This window comes from Micromonospora sp. NPDC048935, assembly GCF_043197875.1.
GTDB lineage: Bacteria > Actinomycetota > Actinomycetes > Mycobacteriales > Micromonosporaceae > Micromonospora.
The window spans coordinates 277,031-296,751 of the sequence record NZ_JBICTZ010000001.1; the positions used below are offsets into that span (position 1 = coordinate 277,031).

Sequence of the window (19,721 nt, forward strand, 5' to 3'; positions counted from 1 at the left end):
CGCAGTTCAATCTGTTCGCAAGTCTGGCACAGGAAAGCCGATAACGCGAACAGCCAAAAGCCCAGCCAGAGGAGGTGCCGCCGGTGATCGTCAACGCCGTCACGTTCATCCCCGACCCGGGAGAGCCGGTCCGCCCGACCGCGCCCGCAGCCCCCGTGGCGGCGGACCCGTCGTGGATGGATCAGGCGCTGACATTCGCCGACCAGCACCAGCAGGTCATCGCCATCGCCGCCATCGGCATTGCGAACCTGATCGCCCTTCGGCTCCTTACCAAGGTCATCCGCCGCAAGAAGGGCACCCCCGCAGTCAGCGAAGGTCGGGTGCGCAAGGCGCTCGTCTACCTGGCTGCCAGCATCGGCTCCGCGTTCACCCTCACCTCGATGTGGAACGTGTTCGAGCACTCGTTCAACATCGACAACTGGGGCGTGCGGCTCGTCCTCTGCGGTGTCTTCGAAATCATGATGCTGTCGTCGGCCGTGAACTCGCGGGCGTTCCGCCTGCGTCGGGCCAAGCAGCAAAGCGAGCTGAGCACGCCCACCGAGAGCCCGGCCGCCACGCCAACCGCTGAGCGACGCGAACTCGATGTCGACGGAATCGCCGTGTGGGTGTTCGCCGCAGTCGCCGGTGTCATCTGCTTCACCGACTCCACCAACCCCGTCGAAGCGGGCATGCGCGGCTTCCTGCCCCTCGCCGTCGCCTGGATGTGGGAGCGGGCCATCGCAGCCGACCTCCGCACGTTCGCCCGCACCGTCCGCGACAAGAAGATCAACCTGCGGATCAGCACCGAACGGATCCTCGTCGCCCTCCGCATCGCCGAACCCACCGGGCGGGACGTCAGCGAAGTCGACAAAGCCCGCTACCGGTCCGCGTTTACGATCGCCGCGTTCAAGCTGCACACCCTGCGCGCCGACAAGGCCCTGCACTGGCGGATCAGCATCGCCCGGTGGAGGCTGCGCCGAGCCGGCCTCGCCATCATGAAGCGGTCCGGTGTCGCCGAACTGGTGGCCGCCCGCCGGGACGTCGCCACCCTGTACGGCATTGAGGACTTCACCGCCCCCGACGCCGTCGGGCACCTCGCCGGATGGCGGGACCGTGTCATCGACGTCACCCCCGCTGACGGTGACACCACCAACGCTACTGACGCCGCCACCCTGACGCAGGCACCCGCCCAGTCGCCCGCCGTCACCGGTACCGCCACCAACGCGCCCACCGTGACGCGCCCCGCCGTGACGCCCACCGTCACACAGTCAGCCGTCAGCGGTGTCATCGTCACCAACACCCCCGCCACCAACGGTCGGGTGCGCCCCCTCAGCCGCGACGTCATTGACGCCGAGTTCGCGTCGTGGACCACCCAGCAGGTGGAGGACTACGCCGCGGAACGTGCCCGGCACGTGCTCGCCGAAACCGACAACAAGACGGCTGGGATGCGCGAATACTTCCTGATCTGCCTGGCCCTGGGCGTCGAGCCGAAAGGCAGCGCCATGGCGAAAGCCGTCGGCGCGTCCGGTGGGTTGGGCCGCGGTAAGGCCATCGAGTGGCATGGGGCGCTGGCCGTTGATGACGCCGAGTCGGTGCTCCGTGGCGCCCTCGCACGCGTCACCGCTGAGCGCGCCGCTGGGGGTGACGACCGTGACTGACCCCGTTACCCGCATCGAGCAGGTGCGTCACCCGGCCGTCACCCCGACGCCCGTCACTGCCCCCGTCACGTTGGTCGCCGCTTCCGCGTCGGCCGTCACTGGTGACGCGCCCGTCACCGTCACCGAGGGAGCCGCACTGCTTCACGACCTGACGCACCTTCCGGCCGACATTCACCGGAACGCGCTCGCGTACCTGCGGGGGCTGTGGCCGGAGTACCCGAAGACCATGCCGAACCTGATCACCGAACCGGAGGAGGACCCCGATGAGCGTTGACCACCTACCCGCCCGCACCACCACGGTTGCGGCAACTGGCACCACCGAGATCAACACCGTTGGCGACGAGGCTCCCCCGTCAGCGGGGAAGACGCTGGACCACGCCAACATCCACGCGCACAAGGACTGGCGGCACATCGCCTCCGAGTGGGTGGGCCTGGCCGCCGCGTTCACCGCCGCCGCCGCGGTCGGCGGAATGGCTACAAACACGCTGCTGGCGGTGTCCCACACCCTGGCCGTCATCGCGGGCGCGCTGGTCGGTGTGCTGGTGTGGCTGCTCGCCGAGAAGTACCGGGAGGGCCGCCGGTGGGTGTACGCCGAGACCGACGTCCCGTACAACGGCGACATGCCCGGAACGCCCTGACCAGTGCAAACGCGAGGAATTCGAGACTCCATGGCATCGAAAATCTATGAGATCAACGTCTTCAAAGATCAGCGGCCGGTGCGGGACATGCCCGCGTTCCTGTCCGCCGTTGACCTCGAAGACGGCGAAAACACCGAACGCACCCTCAACCAACATCTGCTGGGCGCGGTGCGCCGCGCCAACGCCCACCGCAGCGACATCCATCGATTCCATCTGGAATTTCGGGACATCGATGCTGGCGGCAAGGCGCGCGGGCCGGTGCTGTTCCGCTGGGTGATGCCCGCATCGGAGGACGCGTGATGGCCGGGCGGTCTAGGAAACCCGAGGTCAACCGGCAGCAGTGGCATGAGAAGCGGGTCGCCGCTGCCCGCACCCCCAAGGAAACGCTGTGGGCGCTGTGCCACTGGCTGGTGGCGGAGGCGTTCCACGCCGGACCGGACCAGATCCAGGCCGCGACCGTGATGGTCCGCGACCGGATCAATGAGCTGACCGAGGCCAGGAAGGAGGCGACCCGATGACGACGACTGTCACCGAGCGTGAAATTCGATCCCCCCACAATGGGCGGATCCCGAAGCTGGACAGCCCGCCCGCGCCCGCGCGCACGGGCGCGAGGGTACCGGTCACGTTGAGTTTCAGCAAGGCGTGGGCTGCGCTGCGCTCGTCGTGCACCTCATGGTGGGCGTGGACGTCACGTCCGGCGTCGCTGGCTGACCTGTGGGCAGGGTCCGCCGTCGACTCGAAGCGGATCCCCGCCAACGTCGGCGTGCTGCGCATCGCCTGGCAGGTGTCGAACTGGACCGACCGTCTGCTTATGTTCGGCCTCATCGCCGTCGCCCCCACCTTCCTGACCGGGCCGCTGCGGTGGCTCGCCACCCGACCCACCCGACGGTGGGGGTTCTACCTCATCCTCGCGGCGTTCGCCGCCACCTTCGCCCTCGGAAAGGGGTGACCTGCCATGTTCAACGTGGGTATCGGCTTCGGCCTCGTCATCATCGCCATCACCGCCCAGTTCCTCATCTCGAAGCGACTCAAGCACGCGAAGGTGTCCAAGGCGTTCTCGTGGATTGCGTGGGGTGGCGCGCTGCTCGGCGGGGTGGGCATGTCCTCGGAGTTCGGCAACGCCGTCGGCATCAGCGCCGGTGGGGCGGCTATCGCCTCGCTGGCGGCGCTGATGTTCATCATCGTGGACGTCGCGGACCGGCGCCCCGACTGGCCGGCGTTCATCCTCATCTGCCTCGCGCCGACGCTGATGCGGATCTGCGGCGGGCCACTGGGCAACCTGTACGACGCGGCCCTCACCCCACTCGACGGCATCCTCACGGGGCTGCGCGCCTTCATGGGGATGTGACCAGTGAGCATCCTTCGCAGCAGCGTCGCCGCGGCAGCCCATCGCTTGGTCTGCGGCACCACCGCAGACCAAGCGCCAGAGGACGGCTGCGTCGGGTATGGCGCCCCGGCTGCCGACGCCTACGTCACAACGGGATGCGACCACTGTTCGGCCCCGGGTGAGGGGTTCTGCTGGACGTGCATCGACAGCTCATTGATCAGCCTGGCCGACCTGACTGTCTTCGCAGGCCGCGAGCGGAAGGAGTAAGACATGGACCCGATCTCCATCGCCGTGACGGTCCTCGCCATCTACGGCATGTTGCAGCGGTCGCCTCAGTGGGCTGGGGAGATGGCCGAGGAGTGGCGGGCCGCCCGCCGAGGTGAGGTGTCCCCGGCTGCTGCGGCCCGCAGACAGCGACTCATCAACGCCGGTGTGGATCCGGCCGCCGGCGGACCGATGCGCCAGTACGTGGGCAACCGGTGGCGGGAGCACTGGCTTGACGCCGACGCGAAAGCCACCCAAAGGCGCGCCGACCGACTCGACAAGGAAGCCGCCGGGGAGGTGCTGTCGCGCCGGGAGCGGATGCAGTCGCGCCTGGACGACGAGGTGACCCGCCGCGCCGAGCAGTGGCGTACCCGGGAACCCGGCGACATTGTGCCGCCGGTGTCCACCAACAAGGGTGGCGACAAGCCGGGGCCTGGCACCCCGGGTGGTGGTGCGCCCTCCCCTTCGAGCGACACCACCCCACCGAGCACCCTGCAACCAGCTGCCCGCGGCGGAAGCGCTAACACCCGAACTGACGTCGGAGATCCCGACCCGATCCCCGACGACTTCGACGGCGTGTACAGCAGCACCGTCCACGACGACGACTACTACACCAACCCGGGCCGCCCTCGGGAGCAGCCGACCACCGCGAACCCCGGTGGCGGCACCAGCGCCACCAACGACCGTGACCCGATCCGGGTGGACGCCACCGTCGGCGCCCACGCCCGCAGCAACACCCAACCCGCCGCAACTGCGGCGATCACCGCAGGAGGAACCACCATGTCCAACGCCGTAGCACAGCAGGCCGTCACCGGTGTCATCTCCGGCGCCGCCGAGGCCCGCGCGATCCAGGCCGCCCTCGCCCGCGCCACCGAGGACTACGTGGCGCAGCTCAACCGGCTGCGCGCCCGCATCTACTCCCTCGGCGAGCAGACCCTGGGCACCGTCCAGATGTCCGGCAAGTCCCACGTCGTCGCCAACACGGCCGCCGCCGCTGAGGCCGCCGCCGCGGCGACCGCGAACGCCCGCGCCTGCACCAACGAGGTGGAGCCGCTGCTGGGCAACGTCGCCCGCGCCTTCGACCGCATCAACAGCTGACCCGCACCACGACGAGGAGGACGCCATGGCAGTGACAACGCACCGGCCGGTGGCGCTGCCCAACAGCGCGCCCACCCCGACGACGAACCCGACGGTGAAGCCGACCCCCATGCCGGTCCCGGTGGGGGCGGCCCGCATGCAGGCGTGGTACATCGACGCCGCCGACGACCGGCGCAAGCGCATGCCGCACCTGGTGCCGGTCGACGACGACAATCACCGCACCGACCACGTCCGCCACCAGTGCCCGAAGATGCGCAACCTCAACGGCGGCGGACGGGAGCGCTGCGAGGAGCACGCCTGGCTGCGGCCGACGGATCCCGCGTTGTTCTGCCAGCGGCACGGGGACAAGCTGGAGCCGCCGCAGGCAGCGCCGAAGGCCGCGCAGTTGTTTGTTGAGGCGAAGCGGCTGCACGGGCGTACCGCCGCGGCGTGGGGGCTGCCGGCCGCCGCCGCCGCGACGGACCTCATCGCCGCGCTCGCCGACCTGCCGCCCTCGCACGTCGGCGTCACCGCACCCGCGGCCGCCGGCGTCGTCTTCGTCGTGACGAAGCGGAAGCTGACCAAGCGCGCCATCGCCCGCAACCGCATCGAGAAGGGTCAGCGCACCGGCAAGCGGATCCAGGCCATCACCCGCCGGGCCCAGCGCGCCGCGCTCACCGCCGGGGAGACCGGCCTGTGGGCGACCGCGCTGGCCGCCACCGATATCAACACCTGGGCGGGGCGCATCGTCGCCGCCGCGGGCATGGTCCGCTGGGCGTTCAGCATGCGCTCGTGGTGGGCCGCCACCGACGCCCGACGTGCGCCGGCCCCGCCCCCCGCCCCGGTGACCGTGGACGTGACCGCGGCGGAACAGCCGGTGGATGCCCCCGACCCGCTGCGCCTGCGCGCCATCACCACCTGGGCGATGCTCATCGGCCTCACCGGCGGGCCCCTCGCTGGCACCGAACTGGTCCACTACCAGCAACTGCCCGCGTGTGAGGTCGGCGCGGCCACCCGCACCCGGCTGCCGAATTGGACGGCGAAGGTCGTCGCGAAGGTCCCCGGGTCCATCAACATGCGCGAGTCGCGACCGAACCTGCTCGGCCGCATCGCCGCCGCCTACGGGTGCACCTACGCCGACGTGTCGTTCAGCGCCGACGAGTCGGACCTGTCCATCGGGTGGCTGCGGGTGCAGCCGGACAACCCGCTCGCCGAGACGAAGATTTGGCCCGGCCCGAAGGTCGCCAGCGACTGGCGTAACGGCCGGTCCCGGGTCGGCCGCTTCAACGACGGCCGCGACATCTGGTACCAGTGGTGGACGAAGACGGGCGCGATCCACGACCTGATCTCCGGGTGCACCGGCTCCGGCAAGTCCGAGCTTGTCGCGCAACTGCTGCTAGCGTCCCTGCACTCCGAGGGTCAGGTCATCGACTGGGTGGGTGACCCGCAGGGCGGGCAGTCCTACGGGCAGTTGAAGGACGCCGTCGACTGGTTCGCCCGCGACACCTCCGAGATCCGGTTGATGCTGCTCGCGGCGCTCAAGGAGATGCTGCGCCGCAACGACGAGTTGTCCGAGAACAACATCAAGACGTGGCGTCCCAGCCTGGACATGCCGCTGCTGGTCATCACCCTCGACGAGGTCCAGTCGATCATCGAAGACCCGATCATCCTGGAGCTGGTGGAGAAGCTGGTCGGGATGGGCCGCAAGTGCGGCATCAAGATGCGGCTGATCACGCAAATCCCGGCGGCGTACAACCTGGGCGGTTCCACGTACATCAAGGAGCAGTTGAAGGCCGGACAGACGCTGATCTTCCGGGCGATGACCGATGTTGCCGGCCGCTCCGCCGTCGACAGTGACTGCCCCGTGGACCCGACAGAGTTGCCGTCGGTGTGGGGTGCGAACACCTGCGCCGGTGGGGACACCACCGCCGGGTTGATGTTCGTGCAGGGCGTCAACGGCCGTGACGTGTACGGGCGCGCCGACTACACCGGCGACGACATGGGTGTGTGGCTGGTCGACGGTGAGGGCCAGTCGACGTTGACGCCGGGGGTGTTCGGCCCGGAGGCGCAGCAGGAATCGGGTGTGCTGTGGGGTGACCGTAAGGAACGCGCCCGGCGGCTACTCGCGGCTGGCCGGTCGGACGCGGATCTGCTGTCGGGTGGGAAGGCCATCGAGCTGTTGGAGGCGGCGGCGGTCACGCAGGCCACCCCGGCGGCGCAGCGTCCCCCAGAGCAGCCATCACCGGCCGCGCAGAAAACCGCCCGGGTGTCCCGTGACGTGGTGTTGGAGGCGGCGCGGAAGGCCGCCAACGATCGAGGTGTGGTCACGAGGGATCAGTTGATCGCGGAGCTTGCCTCGATGGTCGAGCCGATGAAGGACGGCACCCGCGACAAGGCGCTCACCGACCTGATGGCTGACGGCAAACTCCGCCGGGTCAAGAACGGCTTGTATGAGGTTCCGGGTGTCGCGGCGACCCTGTTCGACGGGGCGACCAACTGATGACCGCGCAGCGTCAAACCCGCGTGCCCCGTCGGCGCCCGCCTGCGGGTGAGCGCCGCAAACGCGCCGTGTACGGGATTATGACCCTCGACGTGGACGCCCGCGGCATTCCGATCCCGGGCGCCGCCCCGGTGGTCGGATACATCGGCCAGTCGCGGCAGACGGTGTGGCAGCGGGAGCAGCAGCACCGCGATGAGCAGCCGTTCTCCGATTTGATCGTCGGCGGTTCGTGGACGATCGAAGAGGGCTGGTGGACGCAGCAGCAGTTGGATGAGCGGGAGCAGCACTACATCCGCCGGGGGGTGTCTCTGCTGCCCGGCCAGGAGGCGCAACGCCCGAAGTACAACATTGACTGCAATCGGGAAAACCGGGACCGGATCAAGCCGTGGGATGCGGTGGCGCACCGGCAGGCGCGTGAGCCGGGCTGGGTGAAGCCGGCGAAGGGCTCGTTCGTTTCCCGGCAGCGCACGTACGGTCCGCCGCAGAATATGGCTCGGGCGGTGCGACGCCGGCCCCGGTTTCGGTGGACGCGTCGCCGGATCCGTGCGGCTGTGCTGACTGGTGTTTGGTTGGTCCTGTTCGCCGGGTTTTGGTGGGCTGGCTGGGATGTGTGGCACGGCTGGGATGGGCCCCGCAACGCGGCAATTGGTACCACTGTGGTGATGGCGTCTGCGGCTGCCGCATGGCAGTGGGCGTCGAAGCCGCAGCGCCGCCGCCGCCGCAGGTCCCGCCGGTGAGTACCTGGCGGTGGGAAGCGTTCGATTCATCCGGCACGGCCATGATCGCCGACACCCTTACCGACCCGTTCGCGGAAACACCTACTGAGGCCGCCGACCTGGGCATGGCCCGGTTGCTGATCCGGGTTGAGCCGGATTACGGGCAGTTGCGGGGGTGGCGTGTGCGGGCGTGGGCTGATGGTTGTGGTGAGGCGTGGGCGGACGCGGACGAGTGGTTGCAGGTTGCTGAGGGTTCCCGCCGTTAGCCTGCTGGTGCGCGACCGCATCCGTTGACTGCTGGTGTGACGTGGGTGTTCACCCGGCACCTTGGCCCGTTTAAGCGGGTGTTGTGGGGGCGGCTCGGTCTGGCGGAGGCGGCGCAGCAATCGGCGGCACTCGACCGGCTGCGCGGGTAGGGCAGGACACGCCAGGACTGAGTCCTGCATAGGTGCTTTACATCTGACCCCCCAACTCGTATAGTTGCTATACAGGCAACCGAGGGGGGCGACGATGGACACCACAACCTACCAAGCCGGCGACGAAATCGACATCAACGGCACCACGATCATCCTCGGCACCCGCAAAGGCAACACCGGGATCCGCTGGAACTGGTACGCCCCCGAGTCCGACGAAGCGGGCGTCATCTACCACCCAACCCCCGACGCGGCCATCGACGAAGCCTGCCGCTCCCTCGCCAAGCGTTGCACCTGTGGTGCTGTGGCCGAAATGGTCAGCTCCACGCGCCCCGTCTGCGCCAACTGCATCTGACAGAGAGCCCGTCATGCCCCAAACCTGCATCCAAGATTGCCTCCCGCACGGCCGGATGTGCGAACTCGACGCCGACCACACCGACGACCACGAGTGCGTCGACTGTCCCGGACAGCAACGGGCGCGGTGGCGGGAGGCTATCGACGCTCGTGTTGCCGCACACCGGGCCGCCGAGATGGTCGAGTCAACCCCCGACGTCGACTGACAGGACGCGACACGATGGAACTTACGAACGCGCAGCAGCAAGCTCTACTGACCCGGGCAGTCGACGCCGTTAAGGCCCGGTTCGACGTCGGCCCCAGCACCGATCCGGACGAGGTGTCGCGGCGTATCGAGGTGGCGACCCTCGCCGTCACCGACGCCGTCACCCGCGGCGGATGGCTGCACAGCCAGATTGCCATCCTGTCCGGGGTTACCGGGCTGCGGGTCATCGGACTCATCTCCGACTGGTCGGCGCAGGCCCAAGCGCTGGGGCGGGAACGGCACAACGCGAAGGTGTACGCCGATCAGGTGAGGGAGGCTGCCGCGGCCCACGCCCGGCAGCGGGTTGGCGCCCAGGGCTATGGGGCCAAGTCGCAGATCGCGCGGGAGATCGGCGTGACCCGGCCCGTGGTGGACGCGTGGATTGGGCAGGCGCAGGGGGGGTGACATCTGATGGACAAGCTGGCCCGGCTGCGCCACTACACGGCCGTCTACTACGCGCACGCCACCCAACACCGCACCTCACGTGCTGCCCGCGAGTGGATGGAGGCTGAAGTGCCTGCCGCCGAAGCGGCCCGGTGGGCGAACGCCGGCTACCTGCCCGCCGAGGCGGAGCCGCTGATCGCCGACGGTGTCACCCCGGAAACTGCCACCGAGATGGACCAGCTCGCCGACGACCTCGCGGGTGGCCCCGAAGCGCGGGCCATGCAGGTCATTGACGCCATGGTTGCCGACGGCACGCTCGTTGATCCGGCGCGGGTGCGGCAGGTTCAAGACCCTGACGACCCAACGCACACGATTGTGTGGATCTCGCCGGACGCGTAGGTGGAGAAACCCCGACGGAGCAGCGAGGCTGCGGCCGTGATGCCGGGTAGCGTTAACTTCGGCGGGCCGTCGGGGTAGAGGCCGACTGCCCGCCCCCGACCTCTACCGGGAGCCTCCAATGACAGGCAAAACACCCGCCAAGCAGACCATCGGCGAGAAACTGAAGCGTCACCGCAAAGCCAACCGGCTCACCCAAGAGCAGTTGGCCGAACGCGCGGACCTCAGCATCGAGATCGTGCGGAAGCTGGAACAGAACGTGCGCCGCTCGACCAGCCTCGCCACCCTCCATGCGCTCGCCCGCGCCCTCAACGTGCCCACCACGGCCCTCATGGGTGACGCCGCTGAGGCCGCCGCCCGCGCCGAACCGGACCACCGGCCACTGTCGCTGGCCGCTATCCGCCGCGTCGTCGCCCCGGTGCGTGGACTCAACGGCACGCTGCTGACCCTGCCGGCCGGCGATCCGCCCACCCTTGACGTCCTCACCGGACGCCTACGCGCCGTTGACCGCACCTACCAGCGCAACAACTACGCCGAGGCGCTGTCAGTGTTGCCGCCGCTGCTCGCCGACGTTCGCGCCGCCGTCGACATCGCCAACGACCGGGACCGGCCGGACGCGTACGCGCTGCTGGCCCGCACCCAACACCTGACCGGGAACCTGCTCATCCAACTGCGCGCAGGTGACCTCGCGCAGACCGCGCTAACCGGGGCGCTTGACGCCGCCCGCCAGTGCGGCAATGAGGACGTCGCCGCCACCGTCGTCCAGGGCATGTGTTGGCTGCTGATGCGGCAGGGTCGGCTGGCCGAGGCCGCCGAACTTGCCACGGCTACGGCCGATCAGGTGGAGCCGCGGTTTTCCCGGGCCACCCCGACGCAGTTGGCGGCGTGGGGGTGGCTACTGGTGGCGGGTGCCGCCGCATACGCCCGCGACAATCAGCCGGGTGTCGCAGCGGACCTGGTCGACGCGGCGCAGGCCGCGGCCGTACGGATCGGCGAGCGCGCACCGGAGCCCGGACATCTGATGATGGTGGGCGGGTTCGACTCGGGGCGCGTGCAGATGGCCCGGGTGGAGAACGCCGCGGTGGCTGGCGACCCTGGGCGCGTGTTGGATTTGGCGCGGCTGGTACCGGCGGGGCCAACGCCGGTGGGGTCGAGTTGGCAGCGCCACCGGCTAGATGTGGCGTGGGCGCACGCGCAGCGCCGCGAGCATGGCGACGCCACCGCTGTGCTGGTGGAGTTGCGGCACCTTGCGCCGGCATGGTTGCGGCAGCAGCGGTACGCGCGGGAAATCGTGAACGTCATTTCTGATGGGCGTCGGCGGGCGATGACAGAGGATCTGGCGGATCTGGCGTCGGTGGTCGGCTACACACCCTGAGGTCGCACACGGTGTACCAGTTTGGTTGCTGACGGTGGCTAGCGGTACGTGGGGTACCTCCCGTTTGCCCAGCTCATCGGCCACGCTCAACATGTCAGTACATGTTGGCTGACCGAATGGCGCAGCGGCCCGTGGCCGGGTTTGGCGGGGGCTGTTGTTGCCGACCTTTTCGGTGTGGCGGCTGGTTGGACCCCCAGCCTGACCGGCCGCCACCCACCCCGATCGCAATGGGGGTTCATGTGGACGTGTGGCGTTGGCACAACGGTCGGACGGCACGAGACACCCAAGCTGACGCATTCTCAGGCGGCGACCGTGACCACTGACCTGAATGTGCCCGCCGGCACTGACCTGGTGTTGCTGGCCGGTGAGTGGTTCCCCGAGCCGACCGTCCCTGCCGACCGCGGTGAGATCGTCACCGTTGTTGCCGTGTACCAGCGGGAAATCGGCGGCCGGGTGTGGGTGCGCGGTCACGTGTGTAAACGTGCCGACCCCCCGGACTGTGGCACCGGGTCCTGCTTCGAGCATCAGGTGCTCACGTCGGCGATCCGGGCGAATGTGGCAGGTGCCCGATGAGCCGCATGGATGAGCCCACCACCCCCGCGTTCGTCTCGCAGATCGCCCAGCAGGTGATCGGCAGCCACGAGCAGGGTCAGCAGTGCCAGCGTTGCACCGACGCAGGGTGTGATCAGGTGGATTGGGCGCGGATGATGCTGCGCGACCTGGCTGCGGCCACCACGGCGGAGCAGCGGTTGGCGATAGCGGACGGCACTGGTTGAGCGTTGCTCGCACCCGACAGGACCGGCCTCACCCGATGCGGGGTGAGGCCGGTCCTGTCTTTTGTGGCGGTGCCGGAAAGCGCATTCCTAGCTGTCAGGGGTCGGCCGCTTCTTGGTGCCACCCGAGACGCCTCGGGCGATCTGGGAGGCGCGTGCCGGGTGCAGCCCCAGCTCCTCGCCTACCTGGTCCCAGGTGCGCCCCTGCTTCAGCTCGGTGACAGCAGCGGCGCGCTCGGCGGCGATGAAGCGTTGCAGGTCGGGGATGGCGTCGAGGGCGGCGGACAGCGCTTTGGCCCGGTCGGCGGGGTCGGTGAGGGTGAGCGCCTGGGGCAGTGCGGCGATGGGGTCGGGGAGCGTCATGGTTCGAGGTTAGTGGGTCCCCCTCGATAAATCTAGTGGGTACCCCTTGCATCTCTAGTGGGTACCCACTAGGCTATAGATACAAGCCAGCGAGCAGGGGAGACGACATGGACCGCATCGAGGCGAAGACCCGGGAGATCATGGCGATGGACCCGAAGATCAGCCCCACCCGCGCCAAGATCCAGGCCATGAAGGTCGTCGGCGATGACCAGCGCGCCGAGTACCACCGCCAGGTGATGGACGCCAACTGACCCCCAGACGCACGAAAGCGCCCCGCCCAGCCGAAAGGCCAGGTGGGGCGCAGTGCGTTGCGGGCGGGTCAGCCCGTGATGGCCGGCGCCTTGGAGCGGATGCCGTTGTCGGACGCCGCCGGGGCCGCCGCCACACCGAGCGCCTGCCCCGCCGTGAGAACCAGCAGGATCCACTCGTTGCCGTCCAGGCCGCCGAGGATCAGCGTCGCGGCCACCTGGAGCACGGCGAGCAGCGTGTTCACGGCGGTCTTACTCCACCGGTACTGCGGGGCGAGCGGCACGAGGTAGGTGCCGGCGGCACCCGTCACGGCGATGGCGACGGCCACCCACTCGGTCCCGTCGATCGAGTTGTCGCCGGACACCGACACGTAGACGACAATCAGGCCAGCGAAGAACGTCGAGGCCAGGGCCTTGCCGTAGGTCTGGAACATCGGGGCTCCTAGGGTGTGGTCGTGGTGCGTGGTGGATACGCCCGGCAGCCGGACGGCTCACGGGCATGGCAGGAATGGCGGCCGGACGCCTGCCCGAACGGGCACACGCGGCTGGGTGCGGCGACGTGGGCGTGCCGGGTGTGCACCTGGCCCACCCGGGCGTGGCCGTGCCTGGAGGGCGACTGCCGGGAGGTGGTCTGGGATCCCGACCACGTCCACGGGGAGTAGGTCAGCCGCAGCGCTGCGACGGCGGCGCCGGCAGCGGGTTCGCCCGCCGCGTCTCGTTCGCCTTCTCCCGCGACTCGTTGTACGTCCGCAGCGCGTCGATCCCGGCCCGGGGCTGCTCACCGATCGACCGGAACAGCACGTCTTGGGCCTGCCGGTCCTGCTCTGCCGCCGCGTACCGGGCGGCCTGGGAGCGGTTGTTGGCCTCGTTGTAGTCGGCTAGGCACTGCGTGAGCTGGCGTTGCTGCACACCGATGTACACCGACAACAGCAACGCCACCACGGCCACCACCTTGACGGCCATGTCAGCCGCGGACGAGTTCAGGGCGCGTACCACCGGGGTCACCGGTCATCACCGCCGATCTTGTTGAGCAGGGGACGCAGCGCCAAGCCGAGGCCGCCGGCCACCGCCAAGGACAGCAGGACTTGCAGGCCATAGCTCACGAGGTTGTCTCCTCAACGGGGGTGGGCGGGGAAGGGTCCTGCGCACCGCGCCGGCCCAGAGCGGGCGGGGCCAGGGCCAGGACCAGGAAGGCGGGTACGCCGAGCAGCGCGGCGTCGGGCAGCTTCCCCTGGGCGAGGTAGGCGATGACCACACCGACCCAGGTACCCAGCCCGACGAGCATCACCAGGTTGCGGAGCCACGTCGACATGCTGCTCCCCGTCGATCGTCGTGATGATTCAGCCCTGGAGTCGCTTGGCGAGCGCGTCGGCGACCTGCTCGGTGAGGGCCTTGGGGATCGCCTCAGCGATGCGCTCCGGGGTCAGCCCGGCCAGCACCCCGGCAACGATCGCCGGCTCGTCGGTGAAGTCCTTCCCGGCGAGCCCGGTCAGCGCTGCCTGGATGGAGCTGAGCTGCGCCGCCATGGCCTTCAGGTTGTAGTTGCCAGCCACTGACGCCCCGGTGTCGTCCCGGCCGTCCGCGATCCGGGTGTAGATCTGCCCGATCGGGTTCCGGCCGTCCAGCACCGTGAGGTTCTTGTGGACGGTGGCCAGCCAGTTGTGCTCTTCCGGGGTCATGTCGTCGTCCTCCAAGAGTCCAATGGAGCTGAGGTAGCGGCGGAACAGGGGCCGCTGGTCGCGGCCGGCCTTGATCGCGTCGCGAAAGAAGCTGAAGTGGGTGTGCCAGCGGTGTGAGCTGTCGCCGCTGGTGCGCCGGCCGAGGCGGTCCCACCGCTTCACCGTGCTGCCGTCGGGGCTGTAGATGATCTCCCGGATGTCCCGGGTGTCGGCCGCGCCCGCCGCGCACTGGCCCACGCACCAGAGCGAGAAACTGGGCAAGGTGTGGATCCGCCCGCCCGACGTGACGTTGAACTGGCCGACGTCCAACGCCGCCGCGTCCAGGGTCAGTCCGGCCCTGTCCCGGGGTGACTCGACCACCGAGTAGTCGCCTTCGACCACCCGGTCCGAGCCGCAGTGGTAGCCGCCTCGGTGAGCTGCATTTCCGACGATGCCGACCTCTGCCGGCTCTAGATCGTCGGATCCGGGAGCGTCGTCTAGGTGATCAAGCAGCAGCTTGCGTACCGCCATCAGGTTGGCGGGCGCTCTGGTCATTGGTGCCCCCGTTCCGTCGTGCCTCGTAGCGGCGCTGGTTGTTGACCTTGCACTTTCGGCACTGCCGGCTCTTCCGCCCGCCAGTCTTGAGCTGGAAGTACGTGTTCTCCGGCGTGTACTCGTGGCCGTTCTTGCAGTGCGTGACCGGACCACGTGGCTCGGCAGGCACGTAGCGCGATCGGTTGTCCTCGCGGGTGCACGTGCGGCAGCCGGGGCGGCCCGAGAAATACCGGTTCTCCGACCGGCGGTGACCGCGCAGGCAGTAGAGGCTGCGCGACCGGCCCATCCGGCGCAGGTTCTCCTGCCGGCTGACCGGCTCCAGGTGGTCGGGGTTGACGCACCGGCGGTTCACGCACAGGTGGTCCAGTTCAAGCTGGTACGGGACCGGGCCGACCAGCAGTTGCCAGGCGAACCGGTGCGCTCCGACGGTTCCAGCGCCGGAGTTGAACGTGCCGTAGCCGTCGGAGTTGACGCTGGCGATCCATTCCCAGCAGACGCCAGAGGTGTCGACCTTGACCCAGAAGCGCTGCACGACTCGTGGCGACACCGTGGCGACGGTCATCGGACGTGCTCCCCGTACCCGTCGTTGCTGCACCCGCACGGGAGGTAGCCCCAGCGCCAACCTTTTGGCGCGCCACAAGCGGGCGGGTTGTCCATGTGGGTGCGCTCGGGGTTCGTCTCGTCCGGCTGTGTCGCAGGTGCGGGCGCGGTCACGAGCTGGCCCTTCGCGACCTCTTGGGTGCGTACTTTGCGGCAGGCAGCGCAGTGGATCCCAGGCGTCGGCTGTTCAACTGATTCAAGCGGGCCGTCGTAAAAACCGACGCGGCTGCAAAGTGAAGCGTTGTCGCGGTAATAGTGAGAGCGGCGTTCAAGCGGATGAATGTCGCCCCAACCCTCGGTCAAGCTGCGCATCTCGGCCCCTTCCGATGGTGGATATCCACCACTGTACCGAGGACTGGACGTGGTGGATATCCACCACCGATACTCAGCGCATGCCCAAAGACAGATCCGAAGACCGGCACACCAACCCAGCCCACGTCATCCGACCGAACCCGCCTGAACTGTGGGAACGGCTCGGCGAAGCCGTGGGCCCGCGCAACCGCAGCGCCACCGTCTCCGACCTCATCCGCCGCTACCTCGACGGCGAGGCCATGCCCGAGAAGCCAGCCCGCAGCTAGCCGACGATGCCGACCTCGTCCGGGTCCAGGTCATCCGGGCCGGGGGCGTTGTCGAGGTGGGTGAGGAGCAGGCTGCGGGCGGCCAGCAGGTTGGCGGGGGCGCGGGTCATCGAACCTCCCTCAGCCCGGGAGGCGCATCTGCTGGCACGGCGTCCACGCCCCCACCGGGTGACCCGGCCGACGTCCGGTCAGCCCACACGGCAGCACAGCCGCTGGTGGCGTGACCAAGCGCGGCGCGATGGTGTTGTAGGCGATGCGGCCCATCACGTCGTAACCACCCGGGGTGGGGTGCACCCCGCACGCATCCAGGTACCCCTCGGGGATCACCTGGTAGTCGATGACGGCGGGGATGCGGTGGCGGTACTCGGGGTGAGCGGTGACCACGCGGTAGATGGCGTCGTTGACGGCCGCCTCACCGGTTGGCTGCTCGGCCCCCGAGTGGCCCTGCGGTGGCAGGCACCCAGCAGTACCGTGCCCGGCGGAATACTGCACCCACGCTGGGTAGATCAGCACGTCCGGGTCGGCGGACAGCACCGTGCTGACCAGCGTTCTGTACATCGCCTCCCACGCGCCTACCTGAGCCGAGCTGAAACCTTCCATGCGATCGTTGGTTCCGCAGGCCAGCAGGACGACATCCGGGTGGTGGGTGGCCATCAGCCCGGCCAGACGGTCCGACCAGTACCCGCACACCGACCCATCCAACGCCGCCGTCACGAACCGGTGCGGGATGCACGTGGCATCCAAGAGCCTGCCCAACTCGGCCCGGTACGAGTCGGTCGTCGACCGGTCCATGATGATGCCCGCGGTGATGGAGTCGCCCACCGTCATGATGACCTGCGGCTCCGGGGCGGGGCTCGGGCACTCCACTACCGCCACGGCGTCCGCCGGCCCCGACGACGGGATGCCGGTCACCATGCCTGCGGCCAGCACCATCAGGACCGCCACGACCAGGCCGCGCCTGCCTACTGCTGCGTCCACGACGCAATCACCATCGCTCTCACAGATCCACTGCCAGCCGTGCGGCGGGCATCAACGGTCAGGGCTATCACGTCCGTGCCGGCGGGTAGGGCGACCGGCCCCACATCGGTGGTGGTGGCCGTGATCGTCACCGGCACGACCGAGCCCAGCTGGGTGGCTCCGCACATCACCCGCAGGTCGCCCGTCGTCCCGGCCAAATCGGTGGTGTGCCGGATCCGGACGGTGATGCGGGGCTGCTGGCGCGGCAGAGCGGCCTCCAACACTGGCACAAACGACGCGCTGGTGGTGCTCGGCCATTGGGTGGATATTGCCCCCGCCCACGTCACCGGCACCCACGGCCGAGTGAGCCCGTGACTGGCCAGGCCCGCCGCCAGCTCCCGCACCTGCCTCTCCAGGTCGGCCAGTCGGCGGGGCACCCAGTCCACGCCGGCCGGGACCTGATCGGAGGGGATCATCGCACCCCCTCACCGGCGGCCAGCAGGATCGGCGAGACAACGCCGGCCCTCACGTCGAGGTCCCAGCCGACCGCGCGGGCCACTCCGACGAGCCCGGCGGGGTGCCGGTGGCCGGTCAGCTCGTAGCGGATGTCATCGCCGATCGACCAGTCGGTGCCGAGCAGCGGGTCCGCGTCCGCGCGGGCGCTGATCGTCAGGGTGCGCGCACCTCGGGCCATCAGCGCCAGAGCCTGCTGGGCGTGTGCGTCGAGTGTGGCGACCTCGGTGATCGAGCTGCCCGCTGTGAAGCGGTGCTCGTAGCGGGGCCAACCGGCAGCGAGCAGCGCCTCATCGCGGGCGGGTGCGGACTGCGGCCGGGTCTCGCCGTCGCCCGAGCTGGTTGAGGTGGCCACGATGTGGTTGGCACCGCGCCCCGCGCCGTAGTCCTCGCGGTACCGGTATCGGGCGTTCGAGGTGCCGACGGTGGAGAACACGGCGTTCGGCGTCGTCGAGGCCACGCCGATCCGTTTGCGGACCCTCACCGTCTTGGTGATCGCCGTCTGCGTGCTGTCGGACCAGCCCAGCACGATGGTCCACTCCGGGCCGTCGATCACGCCGGACAGCTCCCGCAATCGGGAGTACACCGTGGCGTCGTCCTGGTCGACGTACGTCCGATCCCGCAGCGTCCCGGTCGGGGGCGCGTCAACGAGCAGGTTGATACCCTCCACGTTTGCGTCACTGATCAGGCCAGCAGCGATCACCGACGCCTCGTCCTGCTGTGCCCACACGTGGTCGCCGACGAAGCGCCGATCCAGGTACCCCTCCAGCGACATGCAGCTCAGGGGGGCGGTCGCCTCGGTGCCTCCCTCGCGGGGGAGCAGGACTCCCGCCCAGATCGGCACCCCGCCGAGGACAGCCACGATCATGGACCGGCCCGGCTCGGTAGCAGCCTCCCAGCCACGCGGCGGCGCACCGTGCCCGGCCAGCGGTATCGGCAACGCGAAGCTGGCGCTCGTGTATGCGCCGAGCAGGGAACCAATCGATCCCGACGGTTGCAGCCCGGGCAACTCTTCCACGATCTGGCCGGTCACCAGGTCGCACCCGAGCCAGGTCACGACGGTCACGGCACCACCGTCAGCGCGGTTGGGCCGACGTCCGTGATCTCAATCAGCACCGGGCCGGTGGCCGCTCCGGCGTACGCGATCACACCTGTGGACGCCGATGCCACGATGTTCAAACCGAACGCCCTTGATTCGGTGGCGACGCAGTTGTACACCCCCCACAGGTCCACCTCGTACGTACCGCTCGTGTTCGGCAACGTCGTGGCCTTGTAGCCGACGTACCCGCCGCCGTCGTGCGACAGGCGCAGGTTGACGTCGCCTGCCACACCGGTCGCTTTCAACCGCGGGGCGGCGTGGATCTCGTAACTGCGGCCCGCGACCAGGGCCGTCGAGGCGGTGGCCATGTTGCTGAACTGCTCACCCGCGCCGGCGCTGATAGTCGCCAGGACCACGGTCGGGCCGGCGTCCCACCGACGTCCGCTGATCCGACCCCACGCCGACCACCAGTCCGCCCGCCGCCACACCGTGCCGGTGTCCTGCTCCAGGATCCCCGTGTCAAGGCGGTGCCGGTACCGGCCAGCCACGCCGGCCGCGATGTCCGTCGCCGCACGCACCGGCAGGATGGCGCCGGCCGCCACCGTGTACGCGGCGTCGTTGGTGACCACCGCCGAACCGGATCCGACCTTGGGCACGTCGATCGTGGCCAGGCGGAGCATCCCCGGCAGCACCGTCGGGCGAACCGGCGACGGATTCGGGGTCCCCACCAGGTACTCGGTGCGGGCCAGGCGCAGCCCCGACGAGTCCTCAACGTGGTCGTACACCCGCAGGACGATGATGTCCTTGCGGGGGTTGGAGGCGTCGGCGGCGGTGAGCGTATGCGTCTCGGCGGCGGGGATCGACACCCAGTACGGCCCCTGCGGGGTGGTCAGCCCCGGGTCGACGCACGCCACGCCCGGTTGCGCGGTGATCGTCGAGCCGGCCAGAGACACCGTGAGCCCCGTGCCGCCGGCGCGCACACCGGTTCGGGCACCCAACGCCCGACCGTCGTACATCAGCGCCAGCGCCATGTTCTGCCGCAGCTCTGCCGCTGAATACGCGGGCGCGCCCGACGACGCATCGATCCACAGCGGGTCAGCCATGTTGTCTCC

Annotated in this window: 30 protein-coding genes; 20 read left to right on the plus strand and 10 right to left on the minus strand. The window is 69.3% G+C overall.

Annotated elements, in window-relative coordinates; translation table 11 throughout:
* The first annotated feature begins 83 nt into the window (after nucleotides 1-83).
* The 17 genes from ACGFIW_RS01550 (at nucleotide 84) to ACGFIW_RS01630 (ending at nucleotide 12,101) form a co-directional block, all read left to right on the plus strand.
* A complete protein-coding gene (locus ACGFIW_RS01550; RefSeq protein WP_393310390.1) occupies nucleotides 84-1,637 on the plus strand; it encodes a hypothetical protein in 1,554 nt (517 codons plus the stop codon).
* On the plus strand, nucleotides 1,630-1,911 hold the full coding sequence (locus ACGFIW_RS01555; RefSeq protein ID WP_393310391.1) for a hypothetical protein: 282 nt from the start codon (nucleotides 1,630-1,632) through the stop codon (nucleotides 1,909-1,911). The genes ACGFIW_RS01550 and ACGFIW_RS01555 overlap by 8 nt, the downstream gene beginning before the upstream one ends.
* The gene (locus ACGFIW_RS01560) at nucleotides 1,901-2,275 is read left to right on the plus strand and encodes a hypothetical protein (protein WP_393310392.1); all 375 of its coding nucleotides are present in this window, start codon (nucleotides 1,901-1,903) and stop codon (nucleotides 2,273-2,275) included. Before ACGFIW_RS01555 ends, ACGFIW_RS01560 begins: the two co-directional genes overlap by 11 nt.
* Before the next feature lie 30 nt (nucleotides 2,276-2,305).
* Nucleotides 2,306-2,575: a hypothetical protein gene (locus ACGFIW_RS01565; RefSeq protein ID WP_393310393.1), complete on the plus strand. Its 270-nt coding sequence runs from the start codon at nucleotides 2,306-2,308 to the stop codon at nucleotides 2,573-2,575.
* Nucleotides 2,575-2,793 carry a hypothetical protein gene (locus ACGFIW_RS01570; protein ID WP_393310394.1) on the plus strand — a complete coding sequence of 73 codons (219 nt, stop codon included), beginning with the start codon at nucleotides 2,575-2,577 and terminating at the stop codon, nucleotides 2,791-2,793. Before ACGFIW_RS01565 ends, ACGFIW_RS01570 begins: the two co-directional genes overlap by 1 nt.
* 107 nt (nucleotides 2,794-2,900) lie before the next feature.
* Entirely contained in the window at nucleotides 2,901-3,224 is a 324-nt protein-coding gene (locus ACGFIW_RS01575) for a hypothetical protein (protein WP_393310395.1), read from the plus strand.
* Nucleotides 3,225-3,230: 6 nt separating this feature from the next.
* Nucleotides 3,231-3,623, plus strand: a complete 393-nt coding sequence (locus tag ACGFIW_RS01580) for a hypothetical protein (RefSeq protein ID WP_393310396.1) — start codon at nucleotides 3,231-3,233, stop codon at nucleotides 3,621-3,623.
* Between the two features lie 249 nt (nucleotides 3,624-3,872).
* Nucleotides 3,873-4,964 (plus strand): hypothetical protein, encoded by a 1,092-nt coding sequence (locus ACGFIW_RS01585; RefSeq protein ID WP_393310397.1) that lies wholly within the window; start codon nucleotides 3,873-3,875, stop codon nucleotides 4,962-4,964.
* A 25-nt stretch (nucleotides 4,965-4,989) separates the two neighbouring features.
* The gene (locus tag ACGFIW_RS01590; protein ID WP_393310398.1) at nucleotides 4,990-7,443 is read left to right on the plus strand and encodes a hypothetical protein; all 2,454 of its coding nucleotides are present in this window, start codon (nucleotides 4,990-4,992) and stop codon (nucleotides 7,441-7,443) included.
* Entirely contained in the window at nucleotides 7,443-8,180 is a 738-nt protein-coding gene (locus ACGFIW_RS01595; protein WP_393310399.1) for a hypothetical protein, read from the plus strand. Before ACGFIW_RS01590 ends, ACGFIW_RS01595 begins: the two co-directional genes overlap by 1 nt.
* The gene (locus tag ACGFIW_RS01600) at nucleotides 8,177-8,425 is read left to right on the plus strand and encodes a hypothetical protein (protein ID WP_393310400.1); all 249 of its coding nucleotides are present in this window, start codon (nucleotides 8,177-8,179) and stop codon (nucleotides 8,423-8,425) included. The genes ACGFIW_RS01595 and ACGFIW_RS01600 overlap by 4 nt, the downstream gene beginning before the upstream one ends.
* A gap of 244 nt (nucleotides 8,426-8,669) precedes the next feature.
* Nucleotides 8,670-8,927 (plus strand): hypothetical protein, encoded by a 258-nt coding sequence (locus ACGFIW_RS01605; RefSeq protein ID WP_393310401.1) that lies wholly within the window; start codon nucleotides 8,670-8,672, stop codon nucleotides 8,925-8,927.
* 219 nt (nucleotides 8,928-9,146) lie between these two features.
* Nucleotides 9,147-9,575 carry a hypothetical protein gene (locus ACGFIW_RS01610; RefSeq protein ID WP_393310402.1) on the plus strand — a complete coding sequence of 143 codons (429 nt, stop codon included), beginning with the start codon at nucleotides 9,147-9,149 and terminating at the stop codon, nucleotides 9,573-9,575.
* Nucleotides 9,576-9,581: 6 nt separating this feature from the next.
* Entirely contained in the window at nucleotides 9,582-9,953 is a 372-nt protein-coding gene (locus ACGFIW_RS01615) for a hypothetical protein (RefSeq protein ID WP_393310403.1), read from the plus strand.
* Between the two features lie 118 nt (nucleotides 9,954-10,071).
* The gene (locus tag ACGFIW_RS01620; RefSeq protein WP_393310404.1) at nucleotides 10,072-11,325 is read left to right on the plus strand and encodes a helix-turn-helix domain-containing protein; all 1,254 of its coding nucleotides are present in this window, start codon (nucleotides 10,072-10,074) and stop codon (nucleotides 11,323-11,325) included.
* A gap of 312 nt (nucleotides 11,326-11,637) precedes the next feature.
* Nucleotides 11,638-11,898 carry a hypothetical protein gene (locus ACGFIW_RS01625; protein WP_393310405.1) on the plus strand — a complete coding sequence of 87 codons (261 nt, stop codon included), beginning with the start codon at nucleotides 11,638-11,640 and terminating at the stop codon, nucleotides 11,896-11,898.
* The gene (locus ACGFIW_RS01630) at nucleotides 11,895-12,101 is read left to right on the plus strand and encodes a hypothetical protein (protein WP_393310406.1); all 207 of its coding nucleotides are present in this window, start codon (nucleotides 11,895-11,897) and stop codon (nucleotides 12,099-12,101) included. The genes ACGFIW_RS01625 and ACGFIW_RS01630 overlap by 4 nt, the downstream gene beginning before the upstream one ends.
* A gap of 87 nt (nucleotides 12,102-12,188) precedes the next feature.
* Here the strand turns inward: ACGFIW_RS01630 and ACGFIW_RS01635 are convergent, their stop codons facing one another.
* Entirely contained in the window at nucleotides 12,189-12,461 is a 273-nt protein-coding gene (locus tag ACGFIW_RS01635; protein ID WP_393310407.1) for a hypothetical protein, read from the minus strand.
* Between the two features lie 107 nt (nucleotides 12,462-12,568).
* Between ACGFIW_RS01635 and ACGFIW_RS01640 the strand changes: the two genes are divergently transcribed.
* Entirely contained in the window at nucleotides 12,569-12,712 is a 144-nt protein-coding gene (locus ACGFIW_RS01640; protein ID WP_393310408.1) for a hypothetical protein, read from the plus strand.
* Nucleotides 12,713-12,780: 68 nt separating this feature from the next.
* Here the strand turns inward: ACGFIW_RS01640 and ACGFIW_RS01645 are convergent, their stop codons facing one another.
* Entirely contained in the window at nucleotides 12,781-13,143 is a 363-nt protein-coding gene (locus ACGFIW_RS01645) for a hypothetical protein (protein ID WP_393310409.1), read from the minus strand.
* Between the two features lie 21 nt (nucleotides 13,144-13,164).
* Between ACGFIW_RS01645 and ACGFIW_RS01650 the strand changes: the two genes are divergently transcribed.
* Nucleotides 13,165-13,371 carry a hypothetical protein gene (locus tag ACGFIW_RS01650; RefSeq protein WP_393310410.1) on the plus strand — a complete coding sequence of 69 codons (207 nt, stop codon included), beginning with the start codon at nucleotides 13,165-13,167 and terminating at the stop codon, nucleotides 13,369-13,371.
* A gap of 1 nt (nucleotide 13,372) precedes the next feature.
* Here ACGFIW_RS01650 and ACGFIW_RS01655 read toward each other — a convergent pair whose 3' ends face one another.
* The 4 genes from ACGFIW_RS01655 to ACGFIW_RS01670 all read right to left on the minus strand — a co-directional run bounded on the left by ACGFIW_RS01655 (nucleotide 13,373) and on the right by ACGFIW_RS01670 (nucleotide 15,484).
* On the minus strand, nucleotides 13,373-13,714 hold the full coding sequence (locus ACGFIW_RS01655; RefSeq protein ID WP_393310411.1) for a hypothetical protein: 342 nt from the start codon (nucleotides 13,712-13,714) through the stop codon (nucleotides 13,373-13,375).
* 94 nt (nucleotides 13,715-13,808) lie between these two features.
* Entirely contained in the window at nucleotides 13,809-14,021 is a 213-nt protein-coding gene (locus ACGFIW_RS01660; protein ID WP_393310412.1) for a hypothetical protein, read from the minus strand.
* 28 nt (nucleotides 14,022-14,049) lie between these two features.
* Nucleotides 14,050-14,922, minus strand: coding sequence for a hypothetical protein (locus tag ACGFIW_RS01665; protein WP_393310413.1), 873 nt, complete (start codon nucleotides 14,920-14,922; stop codon nucleotides 14,050-14,052).
* Nucleotides 14,873-15,484: an HNH endonuclease signature motif containing protein gene (locus ACGFIW_RS01670; protein WP_393310414.1), complete on the minus strand. Its 612-nt coding sequence runs from the start codon at nucleotides 15,482-15,484 to the stop codon at nucleotides 14,873-14,875. The genes ACGFIW_RS01665 and ACGFIW_RS01670 overlap by 50 nt, the downstream gene beginning before the upstream one ends.
* Nucleotides 15,485-15,914: 430 nt before the next feature.
* On the opposite strand from ACGFIW_RS01670, the gene ACGFIW_RS01675 reads away from it, so the two are divergent.
* On the plus strand, nucleotides 15,915-16,100 hold the full coding sequence (locus ACGFIW_RS01675) for a hypothetical protein (RefSeq protein ID WP_393310415.1): 186 nt from the start codon (nucleotides 15,915-15,917) through the stop codon (nucleotides 16,098-16,100).
* Between the two features lie 120 nt (nucleotides 16,101-16,220).
* Here ACGFIW_RS01675 and ACGFIW_RS01680 read toward each other — a convergent pair whose 3' ends face one another.
* The 4 genes from ACGFIW_RS01680 to ACGFIW_RS01695 are packed head-to-tail and all read right to left on the minus strand — an operon-like array spanning nucleotide 16,221 to nucleotide 19,712.
* Nucleotides 16,221-17,078 carry an SGNH/GDSL hydrolase family protein gene (locus tag ACGFIW_RS01680; protein ID WP_393310416.1) on the minus strand — a complete coding sequence of 286 codons (858 nt, stop codon included), beginning with the start codon at nucleotides 17,076-17,078 and terminating at the stop codon, nucleotides 16,221-16,223.
* Entirely contained in the window at nucleotides 17,063-17,533 is a 471-nt protein-coding gene (locus ACGFIW_RS01685; protein ID WP_393310417.1) for a hypothetical protein, read from the minus strand. The genes ACGFIW_RS01680 and ACGFIW_RS01685 overlap by 16 nt, the downstream gene beginning before the upstream one ends.
* The gene (locus ACGFIW_RS01690) at nucleotides 17,530-18,636 is read right to left on the minus strand and encodes a hypothetical protein (RefSeq protein ID WP_393310418.1); all 1,107 of its coding nucleotides are present in this window, start codon (nucleotides 18,634-18,636) and stop codon (nucleotides 17,530-17,532) included. Before ACGFIW_RS01690 ends, ACGFIW_RS01685 begins: the two co-directional genes overlap by 4 nt.
* Nucleotides 18,633-19,712, minus strand: a complete 1,080-nt coding sequence (locus tag ACGFIW_RS01695; protein WP_393310419.1) for a hypothetical protein — start codon at nucleotides 19,710-19,712, stop codon at nucleotides 18,633-18,635. The genes ACGFIW_RS01690 and ACGFIW_RS01695 overlap by 4 nt, the downstream gene beginning before the upstream one ends.
* Nucleotides 19,713-19,721 lie beyond the last annotated feature (9 nt).

What these genes read in the sequence shown, in the direction of transcription:
- ACGFIW_RS01560 (WP_393310392.1), top strand. Translation starts at nt 1,901, where the DNA reads ATGAGCGTTGACCACCTACCCGCCCGCACCACCACGGTTGCGGCAACT.
- ACGFIW_RS01565 (WP_393310393.1), top strand. Translation starts at nt 2,306, where the DNA reads ATGGCATCGAAAATCTATGAGATCAACGTCTTCAAAGATCAGCGGCCG.
- ACGFIW_RS01570 (WP_393310394.1), top strand. Translation starts at nt 2,575, where the DNA reads ATGGCCGGGCGGTCTAGGAAACCCGAGGTCAACCGGCAGCAGTGGCAT.
- ACGFIW_RS01580 (WP_393310396.1), top strand. Translation starts at nt 3,231, where the DNA reads ATGTTCAACGTGGGTATCGGCTTCGGCCTCGTCATCATCGCCATCACC.
- ACGFIW_RS01585 (WP_393310397.1), top strand. Translation starts at nt 3,873, where the DNA reads ATGGACCCGATCTCCATCGCCGTGACGGTCCTCGCCATCTACGGCATG.
- ACGFIW_RS01590 (WP_393310398.1), top strand. Translation starts at nt 4,990, where the DNA reads ATGGCAGTGACAACGCACCGGCCGGTGGCGCTGCCCAACAGCGCGCCC.
- ACGFIW_RS01595 (WP_393310399.1), top strand. Translation starts at nt 7,443, where the DNA reads ATGACCGCGCAGCGTCAAACCCGCGTGCCCCGTCGGCGCCCGCCTGCG.
- ACGFIW_RS01605 (WP_393310401.1), top strand. Translation starts at nt 8,670, where the DNA reads ATGGACACCACAACCTACCAAGCCGGCGACGAAATCGACATCAACGGC.
- ACGFIW_RS01610 (WP_393310402.1), top strand. Translation starts at nt 9,147, where the DNA reads ATGGAACTTACGAACGCGCAGCAGCAAGCTCTACTGACCCGGGCAGTC.
- ACGFIW_RS01615 (WP_393310403.1), top strand. Translation starts at nt 9,582, where the DNA reads ATGGACAAGCTGGCCCGGCTGCGCCACTACACGGCCGTCTACTACGCG.
- ACGFIW_RS01620 (WP_393310404.1), top strand. Translation starts at nt 10,072, where the DNA reads ATGACAGGCAAAACACCCGCCAAGCAGACCATCGGCGAGAAACTGAAG.
- ACGFIW_RS01630 (WP_393310406.1), top strand. Translation starts at nt 11,895, where the DNA reads ATGAGCCGCATGGATGAGCCCACCACCCCCGCGTTCGTCTCGCAGATC.
- ACGFIW_RS01635 (WP_393310407.1), bottom strand. Translation starts at nt 12,461, where the DNA reads ATGACGCTCCCCGACCCCATCGCCGCACTGCCCCAGGCGCTCACCCTC.
- ACGFIW_RS01640 (WP_393310408.1), top strand. Translation starts at nt 12,569, where the DNA reads ATGGACCGCATCGAGGCGAAGACCCGGGAGATCATGGCGATGGACCCG.
- ACGFIW_RS01645 (WP_393310409.1), bottom strand. Translation starts at nt 13,143, where the DNA reads ATGTTCCAGACCTACGGCAAGGCCCTGGCCTCGACGTTCTTCGCTGGC.
- ACGFIW_RS01660 (WP_393310412.1), bottom strand. Translation starts at nt 14,021, where the DNA reads ATGTCGACGTGGCTCCGCAACCTGGTGATGCTCGTCGGGCTGGGTACC.
- ACGFIW_RS01665 (WP_393310413.1), bottom strand. Translation starts at nt 14,922, where the DNA reads ATGACCAGAGCGCCCGCCAACCTGATGGCGGTACGCAAGCTGCTGCTT.
- ACGFIW_RS01670 (WP_393310414.1), bottom strand. Translation starts at nt 15,484, where the DNA reads ATGACCGTCGCCACGGTGTCGCCACGAGTCGTGCAGCGCTTCTGGGTC.
- ACGFIW_RS01675 (WP_393310415.1), top strand. Translation starts at nt 15,915, where the DNA reads ATGCCCAAAGACAGATCCGAAGACCGGCACACCAACCCAGCCCACGTC.
- ACGFIW_RS01685 (WP_393310417.1), bottom strand. Translation starts at nt 17,533, where the DNA reads ATGATCCCCTCCGATCAGGTCCCGGCCGGCGTGGACTGGGTGCCCCGC.
- ACGFIW_RS01695 (WP_393310419.1), bottom strand. Translation starts at nt 19,712, where the DNA reads ATGGCTGACCCGCTGTGGATCGATGCGTCGTCGGGCGCGCCCGCGTAT.